Source organism: Pseudarthrobacter woesei, assembly GCF_055412745.1.
In genome coordinates, this window is record NZ_JBVAYU010000007.1 from 100,073 (window position 1) to 124,456 (window position 24,384).

20 protein-coding genes are annotated in these 24,384 nt (G+C 68.8%); 8 read left to right on the forward strand and 12 right to left on the reverse strand.

Annotation, left to right across the window (positions count from 1 at the left end):
• Positions 1 to 33 precede the first annotated feature (33 nt).
• Positions 34 to 705, forward strand: a complete 672-nt coding sequence (locus tag ACZYZE_RS11815) for a potassium channel family protein (protein ID WP_459317219.1) — start codon at positions 34 to 36, stop codon at positions 703 to 705.
• Positions 706 to 1,464: a potassium channel family protein gene (locus ACZYZE_RS11820; RefSeq protein ID WP_459317218.1), complete on the forward strand. Its 759-nt coding sequence runs from the start codon at positions 706 to 708 to the stop codon at positions 1,462 to 1,464. It begins immediately after the preceding gene.
• Between the two features lie 112 nt (positions 1,465 to 1,576).
• Here the strand turns inward: ACZYZE_RS11820 and ACZYZE_RS11825 are convergent, their stop codons facing one another.
• The 4 genes from ACZYZE_RS11825 to dut form a co-directional block, all read right to left on the reverse strand.
• Positions 1,577 to 2,323: a DUF3159 domain-containing protein gene (locus ACZYZE_RS11825; RefSeq protein ID WP_463907848.1), complete on the reverse strand. Its 747-nt coding sequence runs from the start codon at positions 2,321 to 2,323 to the stop codon at positions 1,577 to 1,579.
• Positions 2,320 to 2,742, reverse strand: coding sequence for a single stranded DNA-binding domain-containing protein (locus ACZYZE_RS11830; RefSeq protein ID WP_459317216.1), 423 nt, complete (start codon positions 2,740 to 2,742; stop codon positions 2,320 to 2,322). The genes ACZYZE_RS11825 and ACZYZE_RS11830 overlap by 4 nt, the downstream gene beginning before the upstream one ends.
• Positions 2,735 to 3,463 (reverse strand): DUF3710 domain-containing protein, encoded by a 729-nt coding sequence (locus ACZYZE_RS11835; protein ID WP_459317215.1) that lies wholly within the window; start codon positions 3,461 to 3,463, stop codon positions 2,735 to 2,737. The genes ACZYZE_RS11830 and ACZYZE_RS11835 overlap by 8 nt, the downstream gene beginning before the upstream one ends.
• 164 nt (positions 3,464 to 3,627) lie before the next feature.
• On the reverse strand, positions 3,628 to 4,158 hold the full coding sequence (dut, locus tag ACZYZE_RS11840) for a dUTP diphosphatase (protein ID WP_459317214.1): 531 nt from the start codon (positions 4,156 to 4,158) through the stop codon (positions 3,628 to 3,630).
• A gap of 111 nt (positions 4,159 to 4,269) precedes the next feature.
• On the opposite strand from dut, the gene ACZYZE_RS11845 reads away from it, so the two are divergent.
• Positions 4,270 to 4,755 (forward strand): DUF3093 domain-containing protein, encoded by a 486-nt coding sequence (locus tag ACZYZE_RS11845; RefSeq protein ID WP_459317213.1) that lies wholly within the window; start codon positions 4,270 to 4,272, stop codon positions 4,753 to 4,755.
• Here the strand turns inward: ACZYZE_RS11845 and ACZYZE_RS11850 are convergent.
• Positions 4,752 to 5,051: a DUF4193 domain-containing protein gene (locus ACZYZE_RS11850; RefSeq protein ID WP_459317212.1), complete on the reverse strand. Its 300-nt coding sequence runs from the start codon at positions 5,049 to 5,051 to the stop codon at positions 4,752 to 4,754. The genes ACZYZE_RS11845 and ACZYZE_RS11850 overlap by 4 nt on opposite strands.
• A gap of 359 nt (positions 5,052 to 5,410) precedes the next feature.
• Between ACZYZE_RS11850 and sepH the strand changes: the two genes are divergently transcribed.
• Entirely contained in the window at positions 5,411 to 6,763 is a 1,353-nt protein-coding gene (gene sepH, locus ACZYZE_RS11855) for a septation protein SepH (RefSeq protein ID WP_463907850.1), read from the forward strand.
• Positions 6,764 to 7,173: 410 nt separating this feature from the next.
• On the opposite strand, the gene ACZYZE_RS11860 is transcribed toward sepH, so the two are convergent.
• The 3 genes from ACZYZE_RS11860 to ACZYZE_RS11870 form a co-directional block, all read right to left on the reverse strand.
• On the reverse strand, positions 7,174 to 8,391 hold the full coding sequence (locus ACZYZE_RS11860) for an alkaline phosphatase family protein (RefSeq protein ID WP_463907852.1): 1,218 nt from the start codon (positions 8,389 to 8,391) through the stop codon (positions 7,174 to 7,176).
• A gap of 16 nt (positions 8,392 to 8,407) precedes the next feature.
• Positions 8,408 to 9,151: a DUF5998 family protein gene (locus ACZYZE_RS11865; RefSeq protein WP_463907854.1), complete on the reverse strand. Its 744-nt coding sequence runs from the start codon at positions 9,149 to 9,151 to the stop codon at positions 8,408 to 8,410.
• Between the two features lie 97 nt (positions 9,152 to 9,248).
• A complete protein-coding gene (locus tag ACZYZE_RS11870) occupies positions 9,249 to 11,939 on the reverse strand; it encodes a bifunctional acetate--CoA ligase family protein/GNAT family N-acetyltransferase (protein ID WP_459317208.1) in 2,691 nt (896 codons plus the stop codon).
• A 67-nt stretch (positions 11,940 to 12,006) separates the two neighbouring features.
• On the opposite strand from ACZYZE_RS11870, the gene ACZYZE_RS11875 reads away from it, so the two are divergent.
• Positions 12,007 to 14,526 carry a DNA gyrase/topoisomerase IV subunit A gene (locus tag ACZYZE_RS11875; protein ID WP_463907856.1) on the forward strand — a complete coding sequence of 840 codons (2,520 nt, stop codon included), beginning with the start codon at positions 12,007 to 12,009 and terminating at the stop codon, positions 14,524 to 14,526.
• Positions 14,527 to 14,923: 397 nt separating this feature from the next.
• Positions 14,924 to 15,445 carry a DinB family protein gene (locus ACZYZE_RS11880; RefSeq protein WP_459317206.1) on the forward strand — a complete coding sequence of 174 codons (522 nt, stop codon included), beginning with the start codon at positions 14,924 to 14,926 and terminating at the stop codon, positions 15,443 to 15,445.
• A gap of 30 nt (positions 15,446 to 15,475) precedes the next feature.
• Here ACZYZE_RS11880 and ACZYZE_RS11885 read toward each other — a convergent pair whose 3' ends face one another.
• From ACZYZE_RS11885 to ACZYZE_RS11900, 4 genes are read right to left on the reverse strand one after another with little or no spacing between them, the layout of a single operon-like run.
• Entirely contained in the window at positions 15,476 to 16,474 is a 999-nt protein-coding gene (locus tag ACZYZE_RS11885) for a GNAT family N-acetyltransferase (RefSeq protein ID WP_463907857.1), read from the reverse strand.
• A gap of 21 nt (positions 16,475 to 16,495) precedes the next feature.
• Positions 16,496 to 19,942, reverse strand: a complete 3,447-nt coding sequence (gene cydD, locus ACZYZE_RS11890) for a thiol reductant ABC exporter subunit CydD (RefSeq protein WP_463907859.1) — start codon at positions 19,940 to 19,942, stop codon at positions 16,496 to 16,498.
• A gap of 6 nt (positions 19,943 to 19,948) precedes the next feature.
• On the reverse strand, positions 19,949 to 20,998 hold the full coding sequence (gene cydB / locus ACZYZE_RS11895; RefSeq protein ID WP_459317203.1) for a cytochrome d ubiquinol oxidase subunit II: 1,050 nt from the start codon (positions 20,996 to 20,998) through the stop codon (positions 19,949 to 19,951).
• A gap of 40 nt (positions 20,999 to 21,038) precedes the next feature.
• A complete protein-coding gene (locus ACZYZE_RS11900) occupies positions 21,039 to 22,637 on the reverse strand; it encodes a cytochrome ubiquinol oxidase subunit I (RefSeq protein WP_463907861.1) in 1,599 nt (532 codons plus the stop codon).
• A 359-nt stretch (positions 22,638 to 22,996) separates the two neighbouring features.
• On the opposite strand from ACZYZE_RS11900, the gene ACZYZE_RS11905 reads away from it, so the two are divergent.
• Both ACZYZE_RS11905 and ACZYZE_RS11910 read left to right on the forward strand, forming a co-directional pair.
• Positions 22,997 to 23,383, forward strand: coding sequence for a BlaI/MecI/CopY family transcriptional regulator (locus ACZYZE_RS11905; protein ID WP_459317201.1), 387 nt, complete (start codon positions 22,997 to 22,999; stop codon positions 23,381 to 23,383).
• A gap of 6 nt (positions 23,384 to 23,389) precedes the next feature.
• Positions 23,390 to 24,379: a M56 family metallopeptidase gene (locus ACZYZE_RS11910; RefSeq protein WP_463907863.1), complete on the forward strand. Its 990-nt coding sequence runs from the start codon at positions 23,390 to 23,392 to the stop codon at positions 24,377 to 24,379.
• Positions 24,380 to 24,384 lie beyond the last annotated feature (5 nt).

Below are 24,384 nucleotides of genomic sequence, written 5' to 3' on the forward strand. Positions count from 1 at the left end.
CAGCAGCAGACACAAAAGCTTGAGGAGGCACGTGTGGCGCACTTCGTGATCATGGGTTGTGGCCGCGTGGGGGCGACCCTGGCGCACACGCTGGAGGACGCCGGACATTCGGTGGCGATCATCGACCAGGACGACCGCGCCTTCCGGCGGCTCCGCACGGGCTTCACCGGCCGCAAGGTCACCGGCGTCGGCTTCGACCGGGAGACCCTCAAACAGGCCGGCGTCGCGGAGGCCTATGCCTTCGCCGCCGTCTCCAGCGGCGACAACTCCAACATCCTTGCCACCCGGGTTGCCCGGGAAACCTTCCATGTCCCCCACGTTGTCGCCAGGATCTACGATCCGGGCCGCGCCGAAATCTACCAGCGGCTCGGCATCCCCACGGTTGCGGCCGTGCGCTGGAGCGCGGACCAGGTGCTCCGCCGGATCCTGCCCGAGCAGCACATCGCGGGCGATTTCCGTGATCCCTCCGGCCGGCTCGTCCTGGCCGAGGTTGACTTGAATCCGGACTGGATCGGCCACCCGGTGACCTCAGTCGAGAAGGCCGCCGGCATCCGCGTCGCCTATCTGACCCGCTTCGGTGAAGGCATGCTCCCTGTGTCCGGCACCCTGTACCAGGACGGCGACACCGTCCACGCCATGTTGAGCGTGGACCGCGGCACCGAAGTCGCCCACATTCTTGCCAAGTCCCCCGCCAAGGAGTCCTAAGTGAAAGTCGTCATCGTCGGGGCGGGAAGCGTCGGTTCATCGATCGCCCGTGAACTGCTGGCCCACAAACACGACATCCTGCTGATCGACCTCAAGCCCGAGGTGATCGGACGCAGCGGCCTGCGCGGCGCCCGTTGGCTCGTCGGCGATGCCTGCGAACTAAGCACGCTCAAAGACGCGAAACTGGAAGATGCCGACGTCGTGGTCTCCGCCACGGGGGACGACAAGGTCAACCTCGTGGTCTCGCTGCTGGCGAAAACCGAGTTCGGCGTCGGACGGACGGTCGGCCGGGTCAACAACCCCAAGAACGACTGGATGTTCGATGATTCCTGGGGCGTCGACGTCGCGGTCAACACCCCTCAGCTTATGACGGCGCTCGTCGAGGAAGCTGTGGAGATCGGTGACCTGGTCAGGCTGCTGACCCTGCAGACCGGGGTGTCGTCGCTGGTCGAGTTCACCGTCCCCCACGACTCGCACGTCATCGGCCTGACCGTCGGCGATATCGTGTGGCCGGAGGACTCAACCCTGGTTGCAATCCTGCGGGACCAGGCACCGATCACTCCGAGCCGGGATGACGTGATCGACGGCGGCGACGAACTGTTCTTCGTCACCACCATCGTGGCCGAGGATGAACTGCGCGCGCTGCTTGCCCCCGAGTCCCAAATCGACGAACCGGGCGGCGCCGGGCAGCACCCGGTCACCTCGGACCGGCACGGCCACGAGAACGGACAGTCCGAGGACGACGGCTTCGACGGCTAGCGTCGTTGAGCTATCGGTAAGAGTCCTTAGTGCCCGCGGCAAAGTCATAAGGTCGCAGCCACCCTTACCGATAGCCAGCGCTGCTGGGCCCAACAGAGCCGGCTCGGTGGGCCTAGCTGGGTTCTTCCGCTTCAACGGGGGCCGGAGCCGGGCGGGTCAGCAGCCAGGCGACCCAGATGCCGAGGATATACAGTGGGGCACCCATCAGGAGCCGCGTCGTGGCCAGTCCTGCTAGGCCGGCCTCCCCCATGAAGTACAGCGGCACCTGCACCAGGAGCCGCAGGGCCAGCACGGAAACAATCACCCAGGTGCCGATCCGGTACGCCTTCACCCGGGCCGGGTACTTGCGCCATTCCAGGCCTTCGTTCCGGATGAATCCGAAGAGCAGCCCGGCAAAGGGCCAGCGGACGGCAATCGAGAGGGACATCGCTAGGATGTATGCGATGTTGGTGAAGAAGCCCAGGACATAGAAGTCTTCCGCCTTGCCGGTGGAATTGGCCAGCCAGGCGGACAGCCCGACGCCGACGACCCCCGCCAGGGCCTGCGTCAGCGGCTTGCGCTGCACCAGCCTGACGGCGGTAAAGGCCGCGGCGACCGCCAGCGAGGAGATCAGGGCCAGGGGAAGCTCGCGCGTGATCGTGAAGGCAACGAGGAACACCAGTCCCGGCAGGATGCTCTCGGCGATGCCCTGGATCCCGCCGGCGCTCTTGAGCACGTCAATGTTGCCGTTGCTGGAACGGTGCAGCCCGGCCTTGGCCGCGTACCCTTCGGCGAGCTGAGCCACCGAGGGCTGAACGTCCGCAGGCTGTTTAGCGGCAGGCTGTTCAGGCCCGGGCTCGGGCTTCTCGGGCAAGGTCATTGCTCCTCCTGGCGGGAGAGTATTTCGTAGCGGGGGTTGAACATGGTGGGCAGGCCGTCACGCACAGTGACCATGCCCTCGAGCCGGAGTTCCGAGCCGGCGTCGACCCCGGGAATGCGGCGGCGTCCCAGCCAGACGACGCGGAGCCTGCCCTTGGGGACGGTGCCGCTCCGGCGCCGGGCGCCGGGAGCAGCGTCGGCCGGCTGCGACGGCACGGCGGCTGCCGTCACGGTCCCGGCCGCACGTACCTTGGCCGGCGGCCGGTCGTGGTCGACGATGATGGCGGTGAAGGCCGCCACCTGGCTGGCAGGCGCATAGGTGACCGCCTCAATGAAGCCGTGGCACAGCACGCGGCCGCGCTCCGGCAAGTCACGGACTGAGACCGACGCGGCTGGATCCTTGCGGGGCGCATCAACCAATCTGGGTAGTCTCCGGTCCTCGCTCGGGCTGCTCAAGGTCCGGGGCGGACTGCGGCGCCGGCGTGGCGTTGTCCTTGGGGAGGCGCAGCTGCAGCAGGTCGCGGGGCGGCATGGGGTTCTCGCCCCGGACCACAACGATCCGCCGGAACAGCCCTTCCAGCCCGGCGGCAGCGTCGCGGTCCACCGCCGCCTCGCCGCCCAGCACACCACGGAGGAACCAGCGCGGGCCGTCGAAGCCGATGAAGCGGGCCACGCGGTAACCGGTGCTTGCGTCCGCGCCGCCGGCCGGCAGCTTTGCGAGCAGCTCAGTGCCGAAGCTGCCCTGGATCTCCTCGATCTGCCCGCCCTGGCTTCCCACCGACTGGCCGATCTGCTCGCGGATTTCGTCCCACAGGCCTTCCGAGCGCGGCGCGGCGAACGCCTGCAGCTGGAGGCTGGAGCCTTCCAGATCAAGGGTGACGGCGACCACACGCTGTGTGGCCTCTTCGACCTCGAGCCGGAGCTGCAGGCCTTCGGCGGGCGCGATCAGGAGCGCTCCAAGATCGACGTAGCCGTCCTGGTCCTCGATTTCGGAGACGTCGAAGGGGCCCCCGGAGCCGCGGAGGGACGTGCCAGCGGTCTCGGCCGAGCCATCGGCGGAAACGCCAGCGGTTGCCTCCTGGGATTCGCCGGGCTCCATCAGCTCTTCCTGCTTGGCTTTCCTGCCACGCCCAAAAACCATGGGGTTGTCTCCTTAGTTGTGATCCTGTGGCCGCACGGCACCGCCGCGGCGGCGCCTGTCCGGATGGCGTCTGCCGTTCCCTTGGGGCAGCCGCCGGCCTAAAATTCGCAAATCCTGATCAGAAAGAGACCAGTTCACACCCGATGGGTCCATCCCGCCCGGCCTCAGGCCTGCGGTGCGCCGAAGCCGCCGGTGGAGCCGAAGCCCCCGGCACCGCGGACCGAGCCGTCCAGCTCCTCCACCGGCAGGAACCGGGCGTACTCCACGCGCTGGATAACCATTTGTGCAATTCTATCGCCGCGCTTGAGTTCAACCGCCTCACGGCGGTCAGTATTCAGCAGGGTCACCGCAATTTCTCCGCGGTAACCCGCGTCGACGGTGCCGGGAGCATTGACCACTGTCAGTCCGTGCCTGGTGGCGAGGCCTGAGCGCGGATGAATGAGGGCGACGAACCCGTCCGGGAGCGCAATGGATACCCCGGTCGGCACCAGCCGCCGCTCCCCCGGTTCCAGTACGACATCCTCGCGGGCGCGCAGGTCTGCTCCCGCGTCGCCGGGGTGCGCGTAGGACGGCGGCTCCAGCCCGTCGTCGAGCATCTTCAGCCGTACCGTCAGGGTGGGGGTTCCGTACTGCCCTGCGCCGCGATCCGCTGGCTCGTCGGGGAGGGTGGTCGCGGCGGTGTTTTCTTCAGTCACAGTTCCACACTCTAACGCCAGCACCGAAGATCGGCCTAGCCGCCGCCGGGGCTGAGGCCGTCGGCGGGCGGCCAAGATGAAATAGCCCGGGAAAAGTGGAAAGCTGGGCACATGCCCGAATCCAGTGCAGCCGTGCCTGCCGCCAATAGCTCCCCCAGTGACGCCGCCGTTCTCTACAACGAGAAGCTCTGGCCGAACGTCTGGATCTGGCTGGTGTCCGCGGGGCTGTCCGGCGCGGGGATCCTCGTGTTCGCCCCCATCAGCATGGCCGCCGGGTTCACCGCCGCCGCCGTGCTGTTCGTGATCATCGCCGTCCTGCTGATTCTTTCGACACCCGCCATCACCGTGACCGCCTCGACGCTGCGCGTCGGCAGGGCAACAATCGAACGCCGTTTTGTCGGCACCGCGGCCGCATTCCGTGCCAAGGAAGCGACGGCGGAGCGAGGCACCCGGCTCAATGGCCTCGCGTTCATGTGCATCCGGGGCTGGATCGATCCGGTGGTCCGCATCGAGATCACCGATCCGTCCGACCGCACGCCGTACTGGCTGACGTCCAGCCGGCATCCGGACCAGCTGGTCGCAGCGCTGCAGTCCTAGCCCTCGCAGTCCCGGCAGTACTTGAGGCCGTCCTTTTCGCGGGCGATCTGCGATCGGTGGCGGACCAGGAAGCAGGAGGCACAGGTGAATTCATCTGCCTGGGCCGGCATAACCCGGACCAGCAGTTCCTCCCCGGACAAATCAGCCCCGGGGAGTTCGTAGCCCTCCGCAAGGTCTGACTCGTCTTCATCGACCGCTGCGGAAGGCTTGTCCGAACGCCGCGTCTTCAGGGCCTCAATGGAGTCCTCACTGAGGTCCTCTTCGGTTTTGCGCGGCGCATCGTAGTCTGTCGCCATTGTTTGTTGCTCACACTCCGCATTCTTTTGGTTGGCTCGCCGCCCCGGGGTGGTCCTGCCGGGCTGGTGGCCCTGCAGCTCCCCGGATCGGCTCACCGATGCCAACGCCGGCCACGCGGTTTTTGTGCCCGATGTCGGGTCATCTTTGCTTAAGCGACAGCTGAAAGCCAGAGGCCTCCGGTCACTGATGACGCCGGCTGCCGGGGGCAGCCCGTCAACCGGCTGCTTGTCCGAGGTGCAATGGCCGAAAAGTCGCGGAAATTCGCGGAAAACGGCGGCGCGCCCTCCGTCCTCACCGGATTTGCCCCGGATCGGTGGCAGAGTTTCGATTGTTAGTAATGCCAGGGTGGAGGATTTGTATGCAGGATCTACGGCTTGTAGGCGTCCACGACGACGGGGAGCATCTCCTGTTGAGCGGCACCGGCGGCGAGATGTTCCGGCTGCCAGTCGATGAAGCACTTCGAGTCGCGGCCAACCGGACGTCGGCGAAGGCCGCTTCCAGTGCGCGCGCTACTCCTATTGCCATGTCTCCGCGCGATATCCAGTCGCGGATCCGCAGCGGAGCGACGGCGGCGGAAGTGGCGGAACTCTCCGGCATTCCGCTCGCGAAGGTCGAGCGCTACGAGGGTCCGGTGCTTGCCGAGCGCGAGTATGTCGCCCAGCAGGCCCGCAAGGTGGAAGTCGCTTCCCCCGCCCCAGGCCACGACGTCTACCGCTCGGTCTTCGGGGACAACCCTGCCTCCCTCGGGGAAATGGTGGCTCACCGGCTGACCGCGTACGGCATTGAAGCCTCCGCCGTTGAGTGGGACTCCTGGCGGCGCCAGGACGGCAACTGGAACGTGGTGGCCCGTTTCGAAACGAAGCCCGGCGGAACGTCAGGCATCGGCGAAGAGCCGCCGGCCATGTGGATTTTCAGCCCCACCCGGAAGTCCCTTCAGAACGCCAACCGCTGGGCCCAGCAGCTCAGTGAACTCGAGCCCCTCGATGGCCCCGTCCCGGCTCGCCGGCTCTCGGCGGTCTCGGACCGGCCCTTTGATTTTGAAACCGACGCCGATGTTGCCGCCCGGACCGCGACCGCCCAGCTGCAGGTCCAGCATCTCCAGCTCCAGAAGGAGAAGGAGTCGGACGGGCTGCTCGACATGCTGCGCTCCCGCCGCGGACAGCGCCTCGGTGTGGACGAAGACGCCGACGATGCCCTCGCCCTGCTGATGACCAACGGCGTACCGGCCGCCCACCCGCGTCCGTCCGAAGTGGTTGCCGAACCGGACGACAAATCTCCGGAGGACGTTGCGGCCGTCGAGGCGAAGCATGCTGAAGCCCCTGCGCCGGATTCCGCACCGCACCCGGAAAACGACCCCTGGGAGCGCCGCCGTGACGGCCGGCCTTCCATCCTGTCCCGGCTCACCCTGGCTCCCCGGCATCAGGACGGGGACGACGACGCGCTCAAGCTGCACGACGGCGTGAGCACCGAAACCAGGGAGATCACCATCGCGGCCTCGCAGTTGCGGCCCGTCGGGCAGCAGGGACCCACCTCGAGCCCCGGACTGGACGAGCTCCTCGGCGGCGGGATGTCCCGCCGCCAGCACCGAGATGTCCCGGCAGCTGACCGCCCCGAGCGCGAGTCGGAGCAGCCCGAGCGGCAGCCGGCCAAGCCCAAGCGCTCCAGCGTGCCCAGCTGGGACGAGATCGTCTTCGGAGCCCGCGGGGACTAGCAGGCATTTTCGTTGGTTCGTTGGGGGGTCTGGGTCCCAGGCAGGGACGGCCGGACTCAAGGACATGCCCCGTGCCCGGGCCAGCGGGTGGACATAGTCCGGTTATGCCCAGTCCCGGGTGCGAAGAATGGGCATGTCCTCCCGGCGCGACATGTTCCAGGCCCGGGCCAAACCCCCACGAACCAGCGAAGATGCCCACCGGACCGGACATGCCCCGTGCCCGGGCCAGCGGGTGGACATAGTCCGGTTATGCCCAGTCCCGGGCGCGAAGAATGGGCATGTCCTCCCGGCGCGACATGGTCCAGGCCCGGGCCAAACCCCCACGAACCAGCGAAAAGACCCGGACTAGCAGCACACAGACACTTCCAGCCACGCGCTGTTTGGGAGCGGACGCCCCGGGCAGCTTGCTCCTAGGCCGTGGCCCGGGGTGCTTTCCTGCCGTCGGCCTGGAAGCACAGCAGCGGGACTTCGCGCTCCGCCTTCGTCAGGGACCCGTGCTGGCCCACCACCTCCAGGGCTGTCGGACGCACCCGGCGGGTGTCATAGAAGGCCAGGGCATCCCGGGCGGCAATCATGACATCACCGATCCGCGGGGCAACCTCGGCGCGGACCTCACCGAACAACCCGGCGGCAATTGCCTGCTCCCGGGTGAAGGCCCAGATCCGGTCGCCGAAGCGCGACCGCCAGGCGTCGATCAGCTCCGCGCGTCCGGCGTCGCCCCGTCCCGCTTCCAGGTAGAGGTGGACCATCCGCGGCTCCCCTGCGGTGTGCCGGACCCCGGCCACGAGGGCCGGTTCCGCCGAATAGTCGATCCGCTGGGATTCCGGCACATCGAGCATGCCGTGGTCCGCCGTGAGCAGCACCGTGGTGCCGGCCGGCAGGGTGGCGCTGAGCCGCTTCACGGTGGCGTCGAGTTCCTCGAGCTGGTGCTCCCATTGCGGTGACTGGCAGCCGTGGCGGTGCCCGGCCTTGTCGAGTTCATTAACGTAGAAATACATCAGCGACCCGGCCGCACCGGCCATGGCTTCGGCGGCCGCCGCCGTCCTGGCGTGCGAGGTGGTCGCGGTGACAAAGCGGCCGCCCCGCAGCGCGGCCCGGGTCATGGCCGAATTGCTGAACTGGGGCAGGCTGACGGTGCTGACATCCACATGCTCTGCGGCACGCTCGAACACGGTGGGGAACGGCTGCCAGCTCCGGGGATCCACGCCGGCGTCCCAGCCGCCGAGCATGTTGACCACCCGGTCCTGGTCGGGGTCCAGGACGTCGTAGCCCACCATGCCGTGTTGCCCGGCGGGGAGGCCGGTACCGAAGCTGGCGAGGGAGGCGGCGGTAGTGGAGGGAAACGCCGAATCAAGGACCACCGGCACCTGGCCCTGGCCTGCCTGGGCGACCGAGCGCAGGAATGGGGTGTGCGCCGATTTCTGCTTCAGCAGGTTCCGGCCCAGCCCGTCGGCGAGCACAACGCAGACCCGTTTGGCCGCAGGCAGCTTCAGCCGGTTCTCGAAGCCCGGGATGCCCAGGCTGGCCGCAGCGCTCGTGAGCACCTCGGCGATGGAACGGCTGCCGAAGGCCGGGGCCGCGGGCAGCGGCATGGTCGGAGCGGCAGGGGCAGAGAGCGGTTCGGGCATACGGACCGGCGCCATCTCAGCGCTGGTGGCCGCGGCTGAGGCGGTTTCCGAAGACGCCCATCCGGGCCCGGGGCGGCAGCCCGGGGCCCGTGTGCGGCACGGGGGCGGAGGATCCGGTGTTCACGGCCCGGAGTGCGCGGGCGAACAGTTTTGCGTCCTGGACGGCCTGCAGCCCGTCTGCTTCGGCGCTGATCCGGAGCACAATGTCCTCCTGCGCGATGGTGCCGCTGTAGCCGTGATCAGCCTCGCACTGCGGATCGCCGCAGCTGGCCGGGCCCATGTCAAGGCGCTGGCCGCCGGACCAGGCGATCGCCAGCGTCAGTTCACGGACCGGGTCCGAGGGCTTGTAGTCCTGGGGCTGGGCGTAGACGTAGCTGAGCACCACGGAGCGGATCTGCGTCACCGGGACGGATTCCGTGGACACCTGCGCGACGGTCTGCTCCCCTGCCTCATCGAGCTGCTGGTCATCCACATGGGTGATGACCAGCATGTCGTCGGTCAGCACCAGCACGGTGATGTGGCGGCGGACCTCTGCGCGGTCGAAGTGCGTCTCGAGATGAACGAGGTGGGCCACGCAGTCGCGGCCGTCCAGGGCATCGGCGACGACGTCGGCCACCAGCCGGGGATAGAAACCGGCCTGCTCGAGGGCCCCTTCCAGGCTGTGGCCCTGCTCACTGTGGTCATGCAGGCCGTTGTGCTGCACGCCCGGGCGGGCGGAGACGGGCGCCTGGGGCTTGGGTGTCGGAGACGGAAAGCTCATGGTCTCCATTTTCACAGATCGGCTGGGGACATGCTAACGCCGGCATACCGTGACGGCCGACGGCGGATCCCGGGACGGGTCCCGCCGGGCGGTTCCGCTAGCTCCGCATCGCCCGGCGGGCGCTGTCCGTGCGCTGGGCGGCGTTGGCGATCCGGACGTCGGCCGCAAGGATTGACGCGCCGTCGGGTCCGGCCAGCACCGGGTTGAACTCCACGAGGGCGATCTCGGGATGGTTGTCTTTGAGTCTGGTCAGCCGGGCCGCAAGGTCCTCCAGGGCGGCGGCGTCAACGGCCGGCAGCCCCTGATAGCCGAAAAGCTTCCGCGAGGCCCGGGGCGCCCGGATGAAGTCGTGGACATCGGAGCCGGACAGCGGCGGAACCCGGTGGGCCCAGTCGTCCAGCAGGTTGACGGCATCCCCGGCCAGGCCAAAGGAAACCACGGGGCCCAGCAGCGGGTCCTCGATGGCGCGGAAGGTGCAGGCCTGCCCCACGGGCATCATGGTCTGCACTTCCAGCGACGGCGAGCCGTAGCGTTCCAGCGACTTGCGCATTTCAAGCACGTTGCGGCGCAGCGACCCGGCGTCCTGGATGTCCAGGCGCACCCCGCCAAGGTCCAGGCGGTGCCGCAGCGCAGGGTCGGTCGTCTTCAACGCCACGGGCCAGCCGAGCCTGTCGGCTGCCGCAACCGCTTCCTCGACGGTCGCGAAGCCTTCGGAGGGGATCACCCGGATGCCGTAGCGGGCCAACAGTTTCGAGGCCGTCGCCTGGTCCAGCCGGACGAGGTGCTCGCCGCCCACATTGCCCAGCAGCCCTTCGAGGTCGGTGTGGGTGCCGTCCGGGTCGCAGCCAACGGGCTCCACAAAGAGACCCTGGTCCCGGTTCAGCCACTGGGCGTAGCGGACGACGGCGCCGAGAGCGGCCACGGCGGCGCCCGGGTTGGAGTAGCAGGGGACCACCGTCGAGCCCGCGTCGCCGCCGACCATGCCTTCGACGTAGATGGAAGGGTCCAGGAGCCCGCTGAAGGCAGCGACCACGGGTTTTCCGGCGGCCACGGAGCATTCGGCGAGGACCGCCGCAATCTTTTCCACCGTGAGTCCGTGCGCCGGCAGGAGGGCCACCACGACGGCGTGGACGGTGTCGATGGCCAGCGTTTCCTGGAGGCTCCTCCGCAGGGCCGGCAGGGCCACCGACATCCCGGCGTCGAGGTCGACGTCGGTGACGATGCGCTGCACGCCGAGGCCCTGCACGGCCGCGCTGTCCCCGACAACCTTGCCGAGGGCCCGGGAGTTGCTGAAGACGGCGAGTCCCGGCCCGTGGGGCAGCGGCTGGCTGGAGACGATCTGGGCGACGTCCATCAGCTGCTCGATGGTCTCGACCCGGATCACGCCCGCCTGGCGCATCATGGCGTCGAGGGCCTCCGGCGGGGCCTGGGTGGTGCGCACGGCATGCCCGGGCGGCAGCCCCAGCCCCGTGGCGTCGGACTTGGCCACAATGACGGGTTTGGTCCGGGCCAGCCGGCGTGCCAGCCGGGAGAACTTGCGTGGATTACCGATCGATTCGAGGTAGAGGCCGACGGCGGTGGTGTCGGCGTCGTCTTCCCAGAACTGCATCATGTCGTTGCCGGAGACGTCGGCGCGGTTGCCGGCGGAGAGGAAGGTGGAGATGCCGACACGGCGGCGGCTGGAGGCGGCGTAGAGGGAGACGCCGATCGCCGCTGACTGGCTGAACAGGCCGAGGCCGCCGCGGCGCGCCAGCGAGGGTGCCATCGAGGCGTTGAGGGACACCGCAGGGTTGGTGTTCATGATGCCCAGCGAGGCGGGGCCGATCACCCGCATGCCGTTGGCGCGGGCCTGCCGGACGAGTTCGCGCTGCCGGGCGAGGCCGCGTTCGCCGTCGTCGGCGTAGCCGGCCGTGGCCACCACGATCCCCTTGACCCCGGCGGCGCCGCATTCCTGGACCACCTTGGAGACCTCGGCGTAGGGGACAGCGATGATGGCGAGTTTGACCGGCCCCGGCACCTCGGAGAGCCGGGCGAAGGAGAGCATCCCGGCGAGCTCGAGGGCCTCCGGATTGATCGCGTAGACCGGGCCGGTGAAGCCGCCTTCGATGATGTGCTCGAGCAACTGGTAGCCGATGGTGCCCCATTTGCGGCTGGCGCCGATCACGGCCACCGAGGACGGGGCAAGCAGTTCCTGGATGCTGCGGGCCTCGGCGCGGTGTTCGCGGGATTCCATCACGGCGCGGGACTTGTCGGTCGGGTCGATGTTGAACTCAAGGCTGACCACACCGTCGTCGAAGTGGCGTTTGACGTCGTAGCCGGCGTCGGAGAACACCATCAGCATCTTGCGGTTCTCCGGCAGGACCTCGGCGCTGAACTTCCGGATGCCGTGTTCGCGGGCGGCGGCGGCGAGGTGCTCGAGCAGGATGGAGCCGATGCCGCGGCCTTGGTGGGCGTCGGCGATGTTAAACGCGACTTCGGCTTCCTCGGGATCATCGAGCCGGTCGTAGCGGCCGATCCCCATGATCTCCCCGCCGATGGTGATCACGAGGGCCACCCGGTCCTTGTAGTCCACCTCGGTGAACCGCTTGAGTTCCTTGGCGGAGAGCCTGGACTTGAAAGCGAAGAAGCGCATGTAGATGGACCTCTGCGACTGGCCCACATGGAAGGCCTGCACCGCGTCCGCGTCGGACGGGTGGATCGGACGCAGATGCGCCGTCCCGCCGTCGCGCAGGACAACATCGGCTTCCCAATATTCCGGATATACGCCGTCCGCGGGCTGATCCACCATAGGCTTAGCCTAGTCATAAACTTACGCAGCACACGTTCAGTACCCCTCAGAAGGACCCACCAGCCATATGGCACGCCGCCAAACCACGCCCCCGGCAGGGGAAGCCAGCCAGGATTTCGTAGAAAACATCGTTGACATCGACGTCACGTCCGAGATGGAAGGTTCGTTCCTCGAGTACGCCTATTCGGTGATCTATTCGAGGGCCCTTCCGGACGCCCGCGACGGCCTGAAGCCCGTGCAGCGGCGCATCCTGTACATGATGAGCGAGATGGGCCTCCGCCCGGACCGCGGCCACGTCAAGAGCGCCCGCGTGGTGGGCGAGGTCATGGGCAAGCTGCACCCGCACGGTGACACCGCGATCTACGACGCGATGGTGCGCATGGCGCAGGACTTCTCGCTGCGGCTGCCGCTGATCGACGGTCACGGCAACTTCGGCTCGCTCGACGACGGCCCCGCAGCCCCGCGGTACACCGAGGCGCGCCTCGCCGCCGCGGCGCTGACCCTGACGGACCACCTTGACGAGGACGTCGTCGACTTCGTCCCCAACTACGACAACCAGCTGACCCAGCCGGACGTGCTGCCGGCCGCGTTCCCGAACCTTTTGGTCAACGGCGCCACCGGCATCGCCGTCGGCATGGCCACCAACATGGCCCCGCACAACCTGGTGGAGGTGATCGCCGCCGCCCGGCACCTGATCGAGCACCCGGACGCCACGCTCGAGGACATCATGAAGTTCGTCCCTGGCCCGGACCTGCCCACCGGAGGCCGGATCGTGGGACTGGACGGCATCCGCGACGCGTACGCCACCGGCCGCGGCTCGTTCAAGACCCGGGCCAAGGTGGAGGTGGAGCAGCTCTCGGCCCGCCGCACCGGGCTGGTGGTCACGGAGCTGCCGTACATGGTGGGCCCGGAAAAGGTGATCGAGAAGATCAAGGACGCCGTCAACGGCAAGAAGCTCACCGGCATCAGCGACATCGTGGACCTCACGGACCGCAAGCACGGGCTGCGCCTCGTGATCGAGCTGAAGAACGGCTTTAACCCCACCGCCGTGCTCCAGCAGCTGTACCGCTACTCGCCGATGGAGGATTCCTTCGGCATCAACAACGTCACCCTCGTCGACGGCCAGCCGCAGACCCTCGGGCTGCTGCAGCTGCTCTCCGTCTACGTGGAGCACCGCATCACGGTGGTCCGGCGCCGCACCGCCTTCCGGCTCGGCAGGAAGAAGGACCGGCTGCACCTGGTCGAGGGCCTCCTGATCGCCATCGTGGACATCGACGAGGTCATCCAGATCATCCGTTCCTCGGACGAGGTGGCCGCGGCCAGGACCCGGCTGATGTCCATCTACGACCTCACCGAGACCCAGGCCAACTACATCCTGGAACTCCGGCTCCGGCAGCTGACCAAGTACTCCCGGATTGAACTCGAGAAGGAGCAGGACGAGCTGCGCCGCGAAATCGCCGAGCTCGAAGCCATCCTCGGCTCCAGCGAACGGCTCCGCGCCCTGGTGTCCTCGGAACTGGCCGACATCGCGGAAAAGTACGGCACCCCGCGCCGCACCGTGCTGCTCGAGTCCGAGGCCGTCTCCCCCACTGTCGCCGCCCTGGCCGCCGCGCCGGGAGCCAAAGGCAAGGCCGCGCCGCTGGCACTGGAGATCGCGGACGACCCCTGCTGGGCCATCCTGACCGCCTCGGGCCAGATCGCGCGTACCGCCAACCAGGACAGCCTCGCCGAATCCGGCCCGCGGACCAGGCACGATGTGTTCACTTCGGTGCTCAAGACCTCCGCGCGGGGCGAAATTGCCGCCGTCACGTCCCAGGGCCGCATGCTGCGCCTGCAGGTCATGGACATGCCCGTCCTGCCGCCGACCTCGGGCACACCGAACCTGGCCGGCGGGGTGCCGGCGAAGGACTTCATCACCCTGCTCAAGGGCGAATCGCTCGTTTCCTTCGCACCACTGGACGAGGTGCTCGCCATCGGTACCGCGCAGGGCGTGGTCAAGCGCGTCCAGCCGGACTACCCGTTGAACCGCGAGGACTGGGAAGTCATCGCGCTCAAGGACAAGGACACCGTAATCGGTGTTGCTCCGGCGGGGTCCGACGACGTCGACCTCGTGTTCGTGACGCAGCAGGCACAGCTGCTGCGCTTCGGCTCCGCCGCCGTCAGGCCGCAGGGCCGGACGGCCGGGGGCATGGCCGGCATCAAGCTGGGCGCCGGGGACAAGGTGGTGTTCTTCGGCGCCGCCGGCGCTGCCGACGCGGCCGCCGTCGTTGTGACCATCGCGGGCACCGAGGGCGCGCTGCCGGGCACGGCTCCCGGGGCCGCCAAGGTCACCGCCCTCTCCGAGTATCCGGCGAAGGGCCGCGCCACTGCCGGAGTCCGGGCGCACCGCTTCCTGAAGGGCGAGGATACCCTCCTACTCGCGTGGGCCGGGCACGGTCCGGCGAAGGCGTCCTCGCTGGCCGGGGTGGCACGGTCCCTGCCCGGGGAACACGGCCGCCGCGACGGGTCCGGCATTCCGCTCTCCCAGGCCATCGACACGATCGGCCCGAGCATGGCGTGGTCCGCCGAACCTGGGACGGAAGCTTAGGCCCTAGCTGGTTCCCTTGGAGGCCGGGCGCCGGGTTTCCGACGTCGCACGGGCTCTAGCCGCGGGCATTTCAGGCCGGGAGCCCGCTTGGAGGGGCCAGAGTCGCGGGTTACCGTCGCGGTCTTGGGCTCGGAGCACCCATTTGCCATAGTTGGCCGCTCTGGGTCCCGCCTTTCCGGCCATCTGTGGCGAACGGCCGGCGCAAATCTTTCCCCGCCTGGTCTGTCGGGACCAAGGCACGGGTTTGCCCGTCGCGCCTCAGGGACTAAGTCGGCGTTGCTGTATCCCATGGCTGCGCAGGGGCAAAGCTACAAGGTGGCCCGTCCGCCGGCATGGTTTCGGCATGAAGTGCGTCCGGCCCCTCGGCTGCTCCTGAAAATACGTTTAGACTTCTCGCATGCCTATCATCCCGGATCACAAGGACTGGACCTGGGTGCTGCAACGGCCCTGCCCGGAGTGCGGTTTCGACGCCTCGGCGGCCACCACCCCAGCGACGGCGCCCGGAATCCTGGGCAGCATGCTGCCTCGCTGGCGGTCCGCCCTGCGGCGTCCCGACGTGGCGGATCGTCCGGATGAGAACACGTGGTCAGTGCTGGAGTACGCCTGCCATGTCCGCGATGTCTTCACCCTGTTCGACCACCGGCTGTCCCTCATGATCACGGTGGAGGACGCCCGGTTCGCGGACTGGGACCAGGACCTCGCGGCCGTCGAGAAGGACTATGCGAACGCCGATCCGGCCGAGGTCAGCGCTGAAATGACGGTCGAGGGAGAGCAGATCGCCGCCTCCTTCGGCCGGGTCCCGGAGGATCAGTGGGGGCGCAAAGGCACCCGCAGCAATGGTTCGGAGTTCACCGTGCTGACCTTCGCGCAATACTTCGTTCACGACGTCGTCCATCACCTCCACGACGTGGATGGATAGCGCGTGGACGGATAGCGCGTGGACGGATAGCTACAGTTCCTTGTCCCACGCGATGCTGGTGTTGACGGCGACGTAGCCCATCCTGGCGTAGAGGGCAAGGGCGCCGGTGGGGTTCTCCGAGTCCACGTCCAGCGAGGCCCGGTCCATGCCGGCCGCGGCGAAGCGGCGCATCGCATCGGCCAGGAGCGCCCTGGCAACGCCCCGGCCGCGGAACCCGCGACGCACCCCCAGCAGGTCCGTGTAGCCCTCTTTGTAGCCCCGCGACTCAGCGCTCTCCGAGTCGTGGCTGGCGAGCTGGTATCCGGCCACTTTCCCGGTGGACTGCTCCACGACGACGGCGCTCAGGTCCGGCCGGGCCAGCGGATCGTTCACCACAAAGGCCCAGCCCTCCTCATCGCGGGGTTCGCTGCCCCAGTGGTCCCGGAAGGCGTCGTTGTGCGCCAGCCGCACCGGCTCGTGCAGTTCGGGGCCGAAGTCCACGAGATGCAGCCCGTCGTGCAGCACGGCGTCCGGGAAGCCGTCCTGCAGCGGCCGGTGCATCTCGTTGTAGTACCGCACAATCCGGTAGCCGGCGTCGCCGAACAGCGTGGCCTGGTGTGTGTGCTGCTGTTCCATATGGAGTCTCAGCCTGGGCGTGGAGTCCTGCATGGCGTCCTCGGCGAATCGTTCCCGGGTCCGGGCCTCCATCCAACCCAGCAGACCGGTCCCGATCCCTTTGTCCTGCCACCCGGGGTCGACGCAGCCGAAGCCCATCGCCTTCTCCCCGTCCGGGTTCTTGGTGATCCGGCCGTAGGCGCGGGCCACGCCCTGCCGGTCGAAGCCAAGGATGCTGTTCCCGGCGGCCGGGTTCTTCTTTGACTCGAGGATCTGTTCGAGGTCAGCTCGGCGTTCGAACCAGACGGGCTGTTCGACGGCGGCGGTCCGGGCAATCAGGGCCGCCCAGTCGTCCAGGTCCGCGGTCCCGGCGGCCCGCCATTGAAGGCGGGGATCGAGGCTGGCGTGTGGTTCTGCGTCGGCGTATCCGTTCATGGCAACAGGCTAACGTCCGGCCTACCCCCGCGCCAGCGACGGTGTTGACACCGGGGACAGCGCCGCGGCCGCCGCGCGGTCGAGGTCCAGGCGGCCGTCGTCCGGGGAGATGTCCTCCGGGTTATGCGTCACAACGACGACGGTTCGGTCCCGCAGACCGAGCCGCAGTTCGGCCAGCATCGACCGGCCGGACTCGGCATCCAGGTGGGCCGTGGGTTCGTCCAGCAGGATCACGTCCGCCCCGGTCAGGAGGGTGCGGGCAACGGCGAGGCGCTGCCGTTCGCCTCCGCTGAGGAAGGACCCGCCCGGTCCGATCCGCGTGTCCAGACCGTTCTCCAGCCGCCTGATCAGCGGTCCGAGGCCCACCGCGGCCAGGGCATCCTGCAATCGCTGCTCCGGTTTTCCCCCGCGTTCTCCCGCGCGCTGGCCTTCCGGAAGACCCAGCAGGAGGTTGCCGCGGATGGTCGAGTCGAAGAGGTGGGCCTCCTGCGGGCACCAGGCCGCACGGCCGCTGAGCAGGATGTGGCCGCCTGCTGCCGGGAGGAAGCCCAGGATGACGGCGAGCAGGGTTGATTTGCCGGACCCCGAGGCCCCGGTGACCGCGAGCCAGCGTCCGGGTTCGGCGGCGGCGGACAATCCGCTAAAAACCGGCGGACTGCCGGGCCAGGCGGCCGCAAGGTCCCGGAGTTCGATCCCGGGTTTGCCTCCGGGCCGCCCAGGCACCGGGACAAGACCGCCGGAGACCGCGGCGTCGGTTCCGTCAAGGACACCGGCCGCGCCGACCCGCCGCAGCACGGCGCGCAGGGCCGGGTACTGCCGGACGGCCGTCGTAATCGCCGCGTAAGGCTCCACGAGCGCGAGCTGCAGCAGCACAACGACGGCCACCGTTGCGGGCTCCACGGCTCCGCTGAGGGCGAGAGGCGCGGCCAGCACGGCGCTGGACAGGGCGGCGGCCCCGCAGGCCAGCACCGTCAGGCCCTGGCCAAGCCCTTCGGCCCACGCCGAGCGCTGGGAGGCGGCCGTCGCCGAACGGTCGGCCCGGGTGATCGCGGCGAGCACCGGGGCGGAGACGCCGTTGGCATGGAGCTCGGAGCGGGCGTCCAGCGCGGCCGCGACCTGGCGGAGAACACCGGAGCGAAGCAGCTGCTCGGTGCCGGCGGACATCCGGTCCGCTGCCAGGGCCAGAACGGGGGCTGCCACGAGGCTCACCAGCGCGGCGGCAATGACGGCGGGGAGGGCCACCGGCAGCAGCAGCCCGATCCCGGCGATCGCGGCGGCCGCGACCGCAACGGCGGTTACGGGCGGCAGGACCACGCGGGGCAGCAGATCCCGGACCGTGTCGACGTCGTCCACCACGGTTCCAAGGACGTTGCCGCCCTGCAGGAGCCGGCGCAGGGACAGGGCTCGGCGGCTCAGGGATTCCCAGAGCCGGCCGCGGAGCTTGGTCAGGGCGGCGAACACCGCGTCGTGGAGAAGGAGCCGTTCGGCGTAGCGCAGACCGGCCCGGCCGATGCCGAAGAATCGCACGCCCACGATCGCGGTGAGGAGATACAGGATGGGCGGCTGCTCGCTGGCGCGGATGATGAGCCAGCCGGAGAGCCCGGCGAGGGCGACGGCGAAGAGGGCCGCCAGGGTGCCTACCGTGCCGGCCGCGGCGAACCTGCCCGCGACGGGGGCGAGCAGCCGGCGGAGCCGGGCGGCGGTAGAACCGTGGGCGGCGCGGATGGATGGCTGTGGCCGCCCGAGGCCGGTTTCCACGGCAGGTGACGACGGGCCGGCGGCGGTCCCGGCAGCCCCGGCAACAGGCTCGGCCTCGGACGCCGCGGCGGTGTGTCCAGCGTCCGCAGGGGCGGCGGTTCCCGGGGCCACCGTCACCAGCTCGTCCGCGAGTTCGCGGGTCTGCCGGTCATGGGCCACCAGCAGCACCGTGACCTTGCCCCGCAGCCCGGCGATGGCGCGGCTGACCGCGGTGGCGGAGTCGCGGTCCAGATGGGCGGTGGGTTCGTCGAGGAGCAACACGGTGGCTCCGGCTTCGATCCGGGCCAGGCCCCGGGCCAGTGCGACGCGGCGCAGCTCCCCCGGGCTGAGTTCGGCCGGATGCTTCGCTGCGAGGTGCGAGGCAGAGCAGGCCGCCAGGCAGCGCAGGGCTGTGTCGTCGCTCGCCGCATCGGTCTCCGCCGCGCCCAGATACAGCCGGAGCTCGGCCAGCACGGTCGGGGCGACCATCACGGGGTGTTGCGGCACCCAGGCGAGATCCGCCGTCGTAAATCCCTCGAGGCGTCCGGTGACTGAGGTGTCGTTGCGGGGGCCGCTCCCCGCCCCGATGGTGCCGGCCAGCACGCCCAGCACGGTGCTCTTGCCGGCGCCGCTGGGCCCGGCCAGCGCCGTGATCCGGCCGGGGACGGCGGTGAAGCTGAGCGGCCCGACGCCCGTCTGGGTCCGGCCGCCGTAGCGGACGGTCAGCCCTGTCACGGTGACGGCTGGCGGCCCGGCCTGGCCGGAGGTAGCGGCAGCCACGGGAACCAGCGGAGCGGCTTCGGGGGCCTCGAGGACGGCGGTGGTTGCAGCGACCGCCGCACGGCCGTCGTCGCTGGCATGGTGGGCGGTGCCCAGTTCGCGGAGCGGAAGATAGCAGTCGGGGGCGAGGATCAGGGCGAGCAGCCCCGCCTCCAGGCCCATGTCGCCGTTGACCAGCCGGACGCCAATGAACACCGCGACGACGGCGACGGAGATGGTGGCGATGAGCTCCAGGGCAAGGGCGGAGAGGAACGCGGTCCGCAGGGTACCCATGGTCCGGGCCCGGTATTCCTCGGAGAGGTCCTCGAGTGCCTTGCGCTGCTCGGTGGCACGGCCCAGCCCCACCAGCACGGGAAGGCCCTTCGCGAGCTCCAGCATGTGGCCGGACAGCCGGGCGAGGGCTGACTGGGCGTCCCGGACGCGGTCATCGGTGTACCGGCCGATCAGGATCATAAAGAGCGGCACCAGCGGCACTGTCACCACAATCACCACGGCGCTGATCCAGTCTGCGAACAGGATCCGAGCGCCCAGCAGCAACGGGATCGCCGCACAGTTCACCAGGGCAGGCAGGAACTGGGTGTAGTAGCTGTCCAGGGCGTCCAGGCCCCGGGTCGCGAGAATGGCCAGCCCGCCGTCGGAGGGGCCGGCGGACCGGTTGCCGTTGCGGAGCGCGCGCTCAAGCAGCCGCGAGCGGAGCTCCTCCTTGACTCCCAGAGCGGCCCGGCGTGACGCGACCGCCTGGCCCCAGACAGTCAGCGAGCGAAGCACCACGCCGGCTGCTCCCCAGTACAATTGCCCGGCCCAGTCCGGGTCGCCGACCATCAGCCCCGCAAGCATGGAGGCGACGGCCTGCCCGATCAGCACGAGGGACAGGGCCTTGAGGGCTGCGAGCAGGCCCAGCAGGTAGAGGGCGGCCTGGTTGGCGGGTCCGGCGGGGAACTGCGGTCTCATCAGGTGCTAGTCCTTGGGCGCCAGGGCTTTGGCGGCGATGGCGGGGAGGAAGCTGTGGGCCTCGGGGATGTGCGCGTCGCTCACCCGGCGCCGGAATACCCAGTACGTCCACGCCTGGTAGGCGAGGACCAGCGGCAGCCCGATGCAGGCGACAACGGTCATCAGCCCCAGGGTGTAGTCCGAGGAGGAAGCGTTGGAGACGGTCAGGTTGAAGTCCGGGTTCAGCGTGGAGGGCAGCACCACGGGGAAGGCAGCGCCGAAGATCGAGGCGCTGCCGAGCAGCAGGAAGGCGCCGAGGGACAGGAACGCCCTGCCCTCCGCACCGCTGCGGGCGAAGTTCCAGGCCAGGGCGGCGGCCACGACCGCGGCAACAACGGCAACCACCGTCCAGGCCTCGCCGCTGAGCAGCTGCAGGCTCACCGCCCACCCGGCGATCGGCAGCAGCAGCACCGGCAGGAGCCGAACGAACCACCGGCGGGCCCGGTGCCGGATGTCGCCGTCGGTCTTCAGGGCCAGGAAGGCGAGCCCGTGCAGCAGCGAGAATCCGACGACGGCGAGTCCGCCCAGGACGGCGTAGGCGCTGAACCACGCGAACGGGCCGCCTTCGCGGTCGCCGTTGGCGTTCAGCGGCAGTCCCGTCGTGGTGAGCGCCAGGGCGGCGCCGACGCCGAAGGCCGCCACGAGGGAGCCGAGCGAGATGGCCCAGTCCCAGCGGGCCCGCCACCGCGGATTGTCCACCTTGCCTCGGTATTCGAAGGCCACGGCGCGGAAGATCAGGGCCACGAGGACAAGCAGCAGCGGCAGGTACAGGGCGGAGAACAGTGAGGCGTACCAGAACGGGAAGGCCGCGAAGGTGGCGCCGCCGGCGGTCAGGAGCCAGACCTCGTTGCCGTCCCAGACCGGGCCGATCGTGTTGAGCAGGACTCGGCGCTCTTTGTTGTTCCGTGCGAATCCCTTCATGAGCATGCCGACGCCCAGGTCAAAGCCCTCGAGAAAGAGATAGCCCGTCCAGAGCACCGCGATGGCGATGAACCAGATGGTGGGTAGCAGTTCCATGCTGAATATCCTCTGTTCCTGGGTGCGCTTCTTGGGGGCGTTAGTAGGCGAAGGCCAGGACGTCATCGGCCCCGGGCTTGCCGGGACCACCGCCCTTGGGCGTGCCGTCCCCGTTTTCGTCACCGGGGGCGTGCACGAGTTCCGGCATGGCCGACACGACGCCTCCCCGGATGTACTTGACCAGCAGCTTGACCTCGACCACAAGGAGCACGGCGTACACGGCGGTCAGCACCACCAGGGACGTGAGCAGCTCACCGGCCGACACACCCGGGGAGACGGCCGCGGCGGTAAACATAAAGACCTGGTCTATCCCGCTGGGATCCGGGTTCGGCGCGACGACGAACGGTTGCCGGCCCATCTCGGTGAAAATCCAGCCGGCCGCGTTGGCCCCGAAGGGCGCCATGATGCCGAACACGGCCAGCCGCATGAGTCCGCGGGAGGCGGGGACGGTTCCCTTGCGGGTGATCCACAACGCAACGAGCGACGCGAACGCCGCGATTCCGCCGAAGCCGATCATCATCCGGAACCCCCAGTACGTAACTTCCATGACGGGGACGTACTGGATTTCCTGGCCGGCCCGGTCACCGTAGATCGGGTTGTCCGGCAAGTGGGTTCCGTAGTCTGCCTTGTACTGGTCCAGCAGGCTGTTCACCCCTTTGACTTCGGTGGTGAAGTCGCCTTTGGCCAGGAAGGACAGGATGCCGGGCACCTCGATCACGGCGACTACCTCGTCGCAGTTCTTGGAGCCGATGTTGCCGACGCTGAGGATGGAGAAGCCGGTGCCGTCGTGACAGGCCGCCTCGGCGGCCGCCATCTTCATCGGCTGCTGTTCAAACATGAGCTTGCCCTGCAGGTCGCCGGTGACAGCGGTGCCGGCGAAGGAGATCATCGCGACGACGGCGCCGATCCGCAGCGAGCGGATCCAGACGGCGTGGTCGGTCCGGTCCCGGCCCGGAATGGCCGCCTCGCCGGGGATGACTTTACCGTCGGGGCCGACGGTGTCGATGCCGTCGTGGCGGCGGCGCCAGAGGTGGTACCAGGCGATTCCCAGCAGGAAGGACCCGGCGACGGCGAGGGCGCCGAAGAGGGTGTGCGGGACGGCGACGAGCGCGGTGTTGTTGGTGAAGACGGCCCAGGCGTCGGTCATGACCGGCCGGCCGTCAACCATCTCGACGCCCACCGGGTGTTGCATCCAGCTGTTGGCCACGATGATGAAGTAGGCAGAGAAAACCGAGCCGATGACCGCGATCCAGAGGCAGGCAAGATGGACGCCGGGCTTGAGCTGCTTCCAGCCGAAGATCCAGAGGCCCAGGAAAGTGGATTCCACAAAAAAGGCGAGGAGGGCCTCCATAGCCAGCGGCGCCCCGAACACGTCCCCGACGAAGCGGCTGTATTCGCTCCAGGCCATCCCGAACTGGAACTCCTGCACGATGCCCGTCGCGACGCCCATGATGAAGTTGATCAGGAACAGCTTGCCCCAGAACTTGGTCATCCTCAGGTACTCCGGCCGGCCGGTGCGGTGCCAGAGCGTCTGGATCACGGCCACGACCAGGCCAAGGCCGATCGTGAGCGGCACCATCATGAAGTGATAGACAGTGGTGATTCCGAATTGCCACCGTGCGATTTCCAAGGCGTCCAAGGCAGTCCCTACTTTTTGCTTAGGCGGGAAACTTCTACGTCATGTAGAAACAATACTTCTACAGAGTGTAGAACAAATTGAGAGGTCCCCGCACACCAGACCCCCACGGCTCGACACGGCCCGCAATGGAGGCGCCGGTGACCCGTGGCAGCACCGGAGGCGGTGTGTGGCTGCCGCCGTCAGCGCCAGGGCCATGGCGCCGTCGGCCCTGCCGACCCGGCATCGGCGACGCGCCGAAGCCGGCTTGTTCTACCTCATGTAGAAAGTCTGTGCAAAACGCGGTAAATTTAGGGCTGGAGTATTCACACACCGCCCGGTACAGCATCTGAGCCGGGCGGCCCTCAAGAAGGACGTATGGAATGGCGAGTCTCGGTGAACTGGAACGGGCAGTGATGGACCTGCTCTGGGCGGGCCCAGAGGCTGCAACTGCCAACACCCTGCGGGACATGCTGGCTCAGACCACGCGCCCCGGGGTCGGCACCGCCGGCCACGAGGGCAAGGACCTGGCCGTCACCACGGTGCTTACCGTACTGTCCCGCCTCGAGCGGAAGGGGCTGGTCGAGCGCGAACGCGGCACCCGCCCGCACCGCTACCAGGCCGTCTCCAGCCGCGAGGAACACACCGCGGAGCTGATGCATGAGGTTCTCGGGTCCGCCCCGGACCGTGAGGCCGTGCTGGCGCGTTTTATTGGCACCGTCACCGACACCGAGGCCGAAACGCTGCGCAAACTGCTGGGCCTCAGCTAGCGTCGTATGTTCTGGACCTCATGGTTTCTGGCGGTCCTGGCGATAGTGCTGGCATGGCCGGTGCCTATCCTGCTTTCCCGCGCCCGCTGGCCGGCACGCTCCCCGTTCACGGCGATGCTGCTCTGGCAGACAATCGCCCTGGCTGGTGGGCTGTCGATGATCGGTGCCATGCTCGTCTACGGGCTGGAGCCGCTCGGCGACAACCTGCTGGCCGGGCTCAGTGCCCTCGCCGGCATGGTGTTCAGGAACGCGCCCACCACTGCGCTCGGGTTCTGGCACATCTTTGCACTCTCCGCCGCGGCGCTGCTGACGGCACACCTCGTATTCACCTTGCTGCTGACCTACTACAGGATTCAGCGGCAGCGGCGGAGGCACCGGGAACTGCTGGACCTGCTCGCCTCACCGTCCGCTGACGGCCCCCGGACCATGGTGCTCAACCTTGAGTCTCCCGTGGCGTACTGCCTGCCGGGCGGCGCGCGCTCCGTCACCGTCCTCTCCGATGGGCTCCTGGCCGCGCTGGAACCCGCAGAACTCCGGGCGGTGCTGCTCCACGAGAACGCGCACCTGAGCCAGCGCCACCATCTCCTGCTCTGGGCCTTCGCGGCCTGGCGGCAGGCGCTTCCGTGGCTGCCCACCACCCGGCTGGCACAGGAAGCGGTCAACTCCCTGATCGAAATGCTCGCGGACGACGTCGCACTGAAAACGGAGAGTAAATCCACCCTGATCAAGGCCATCGCGATCGTGGCCAGCGGATCCCCCGGCACCCCGGCCGGACGGATGGCGTTCGGCGAGGAGGAGCCGGAGAGTGGCCAGCCCGGCCAGCCCGGTGCCACCGGCGGGTCCGGCTCGGCGCGAACCACGGCCTCACGGGTCAGCCGCCTGCTCTCACCGCAGCCTCCCCTCCCGGAGCCGCTGCGGCTGGCCGTCCTGGCGACCTGCCTGCTGCTCCTGGCAGTGCCGACGGCGCTGCTGATCGTTCCCGGCCTGCTCGGCTGACGACG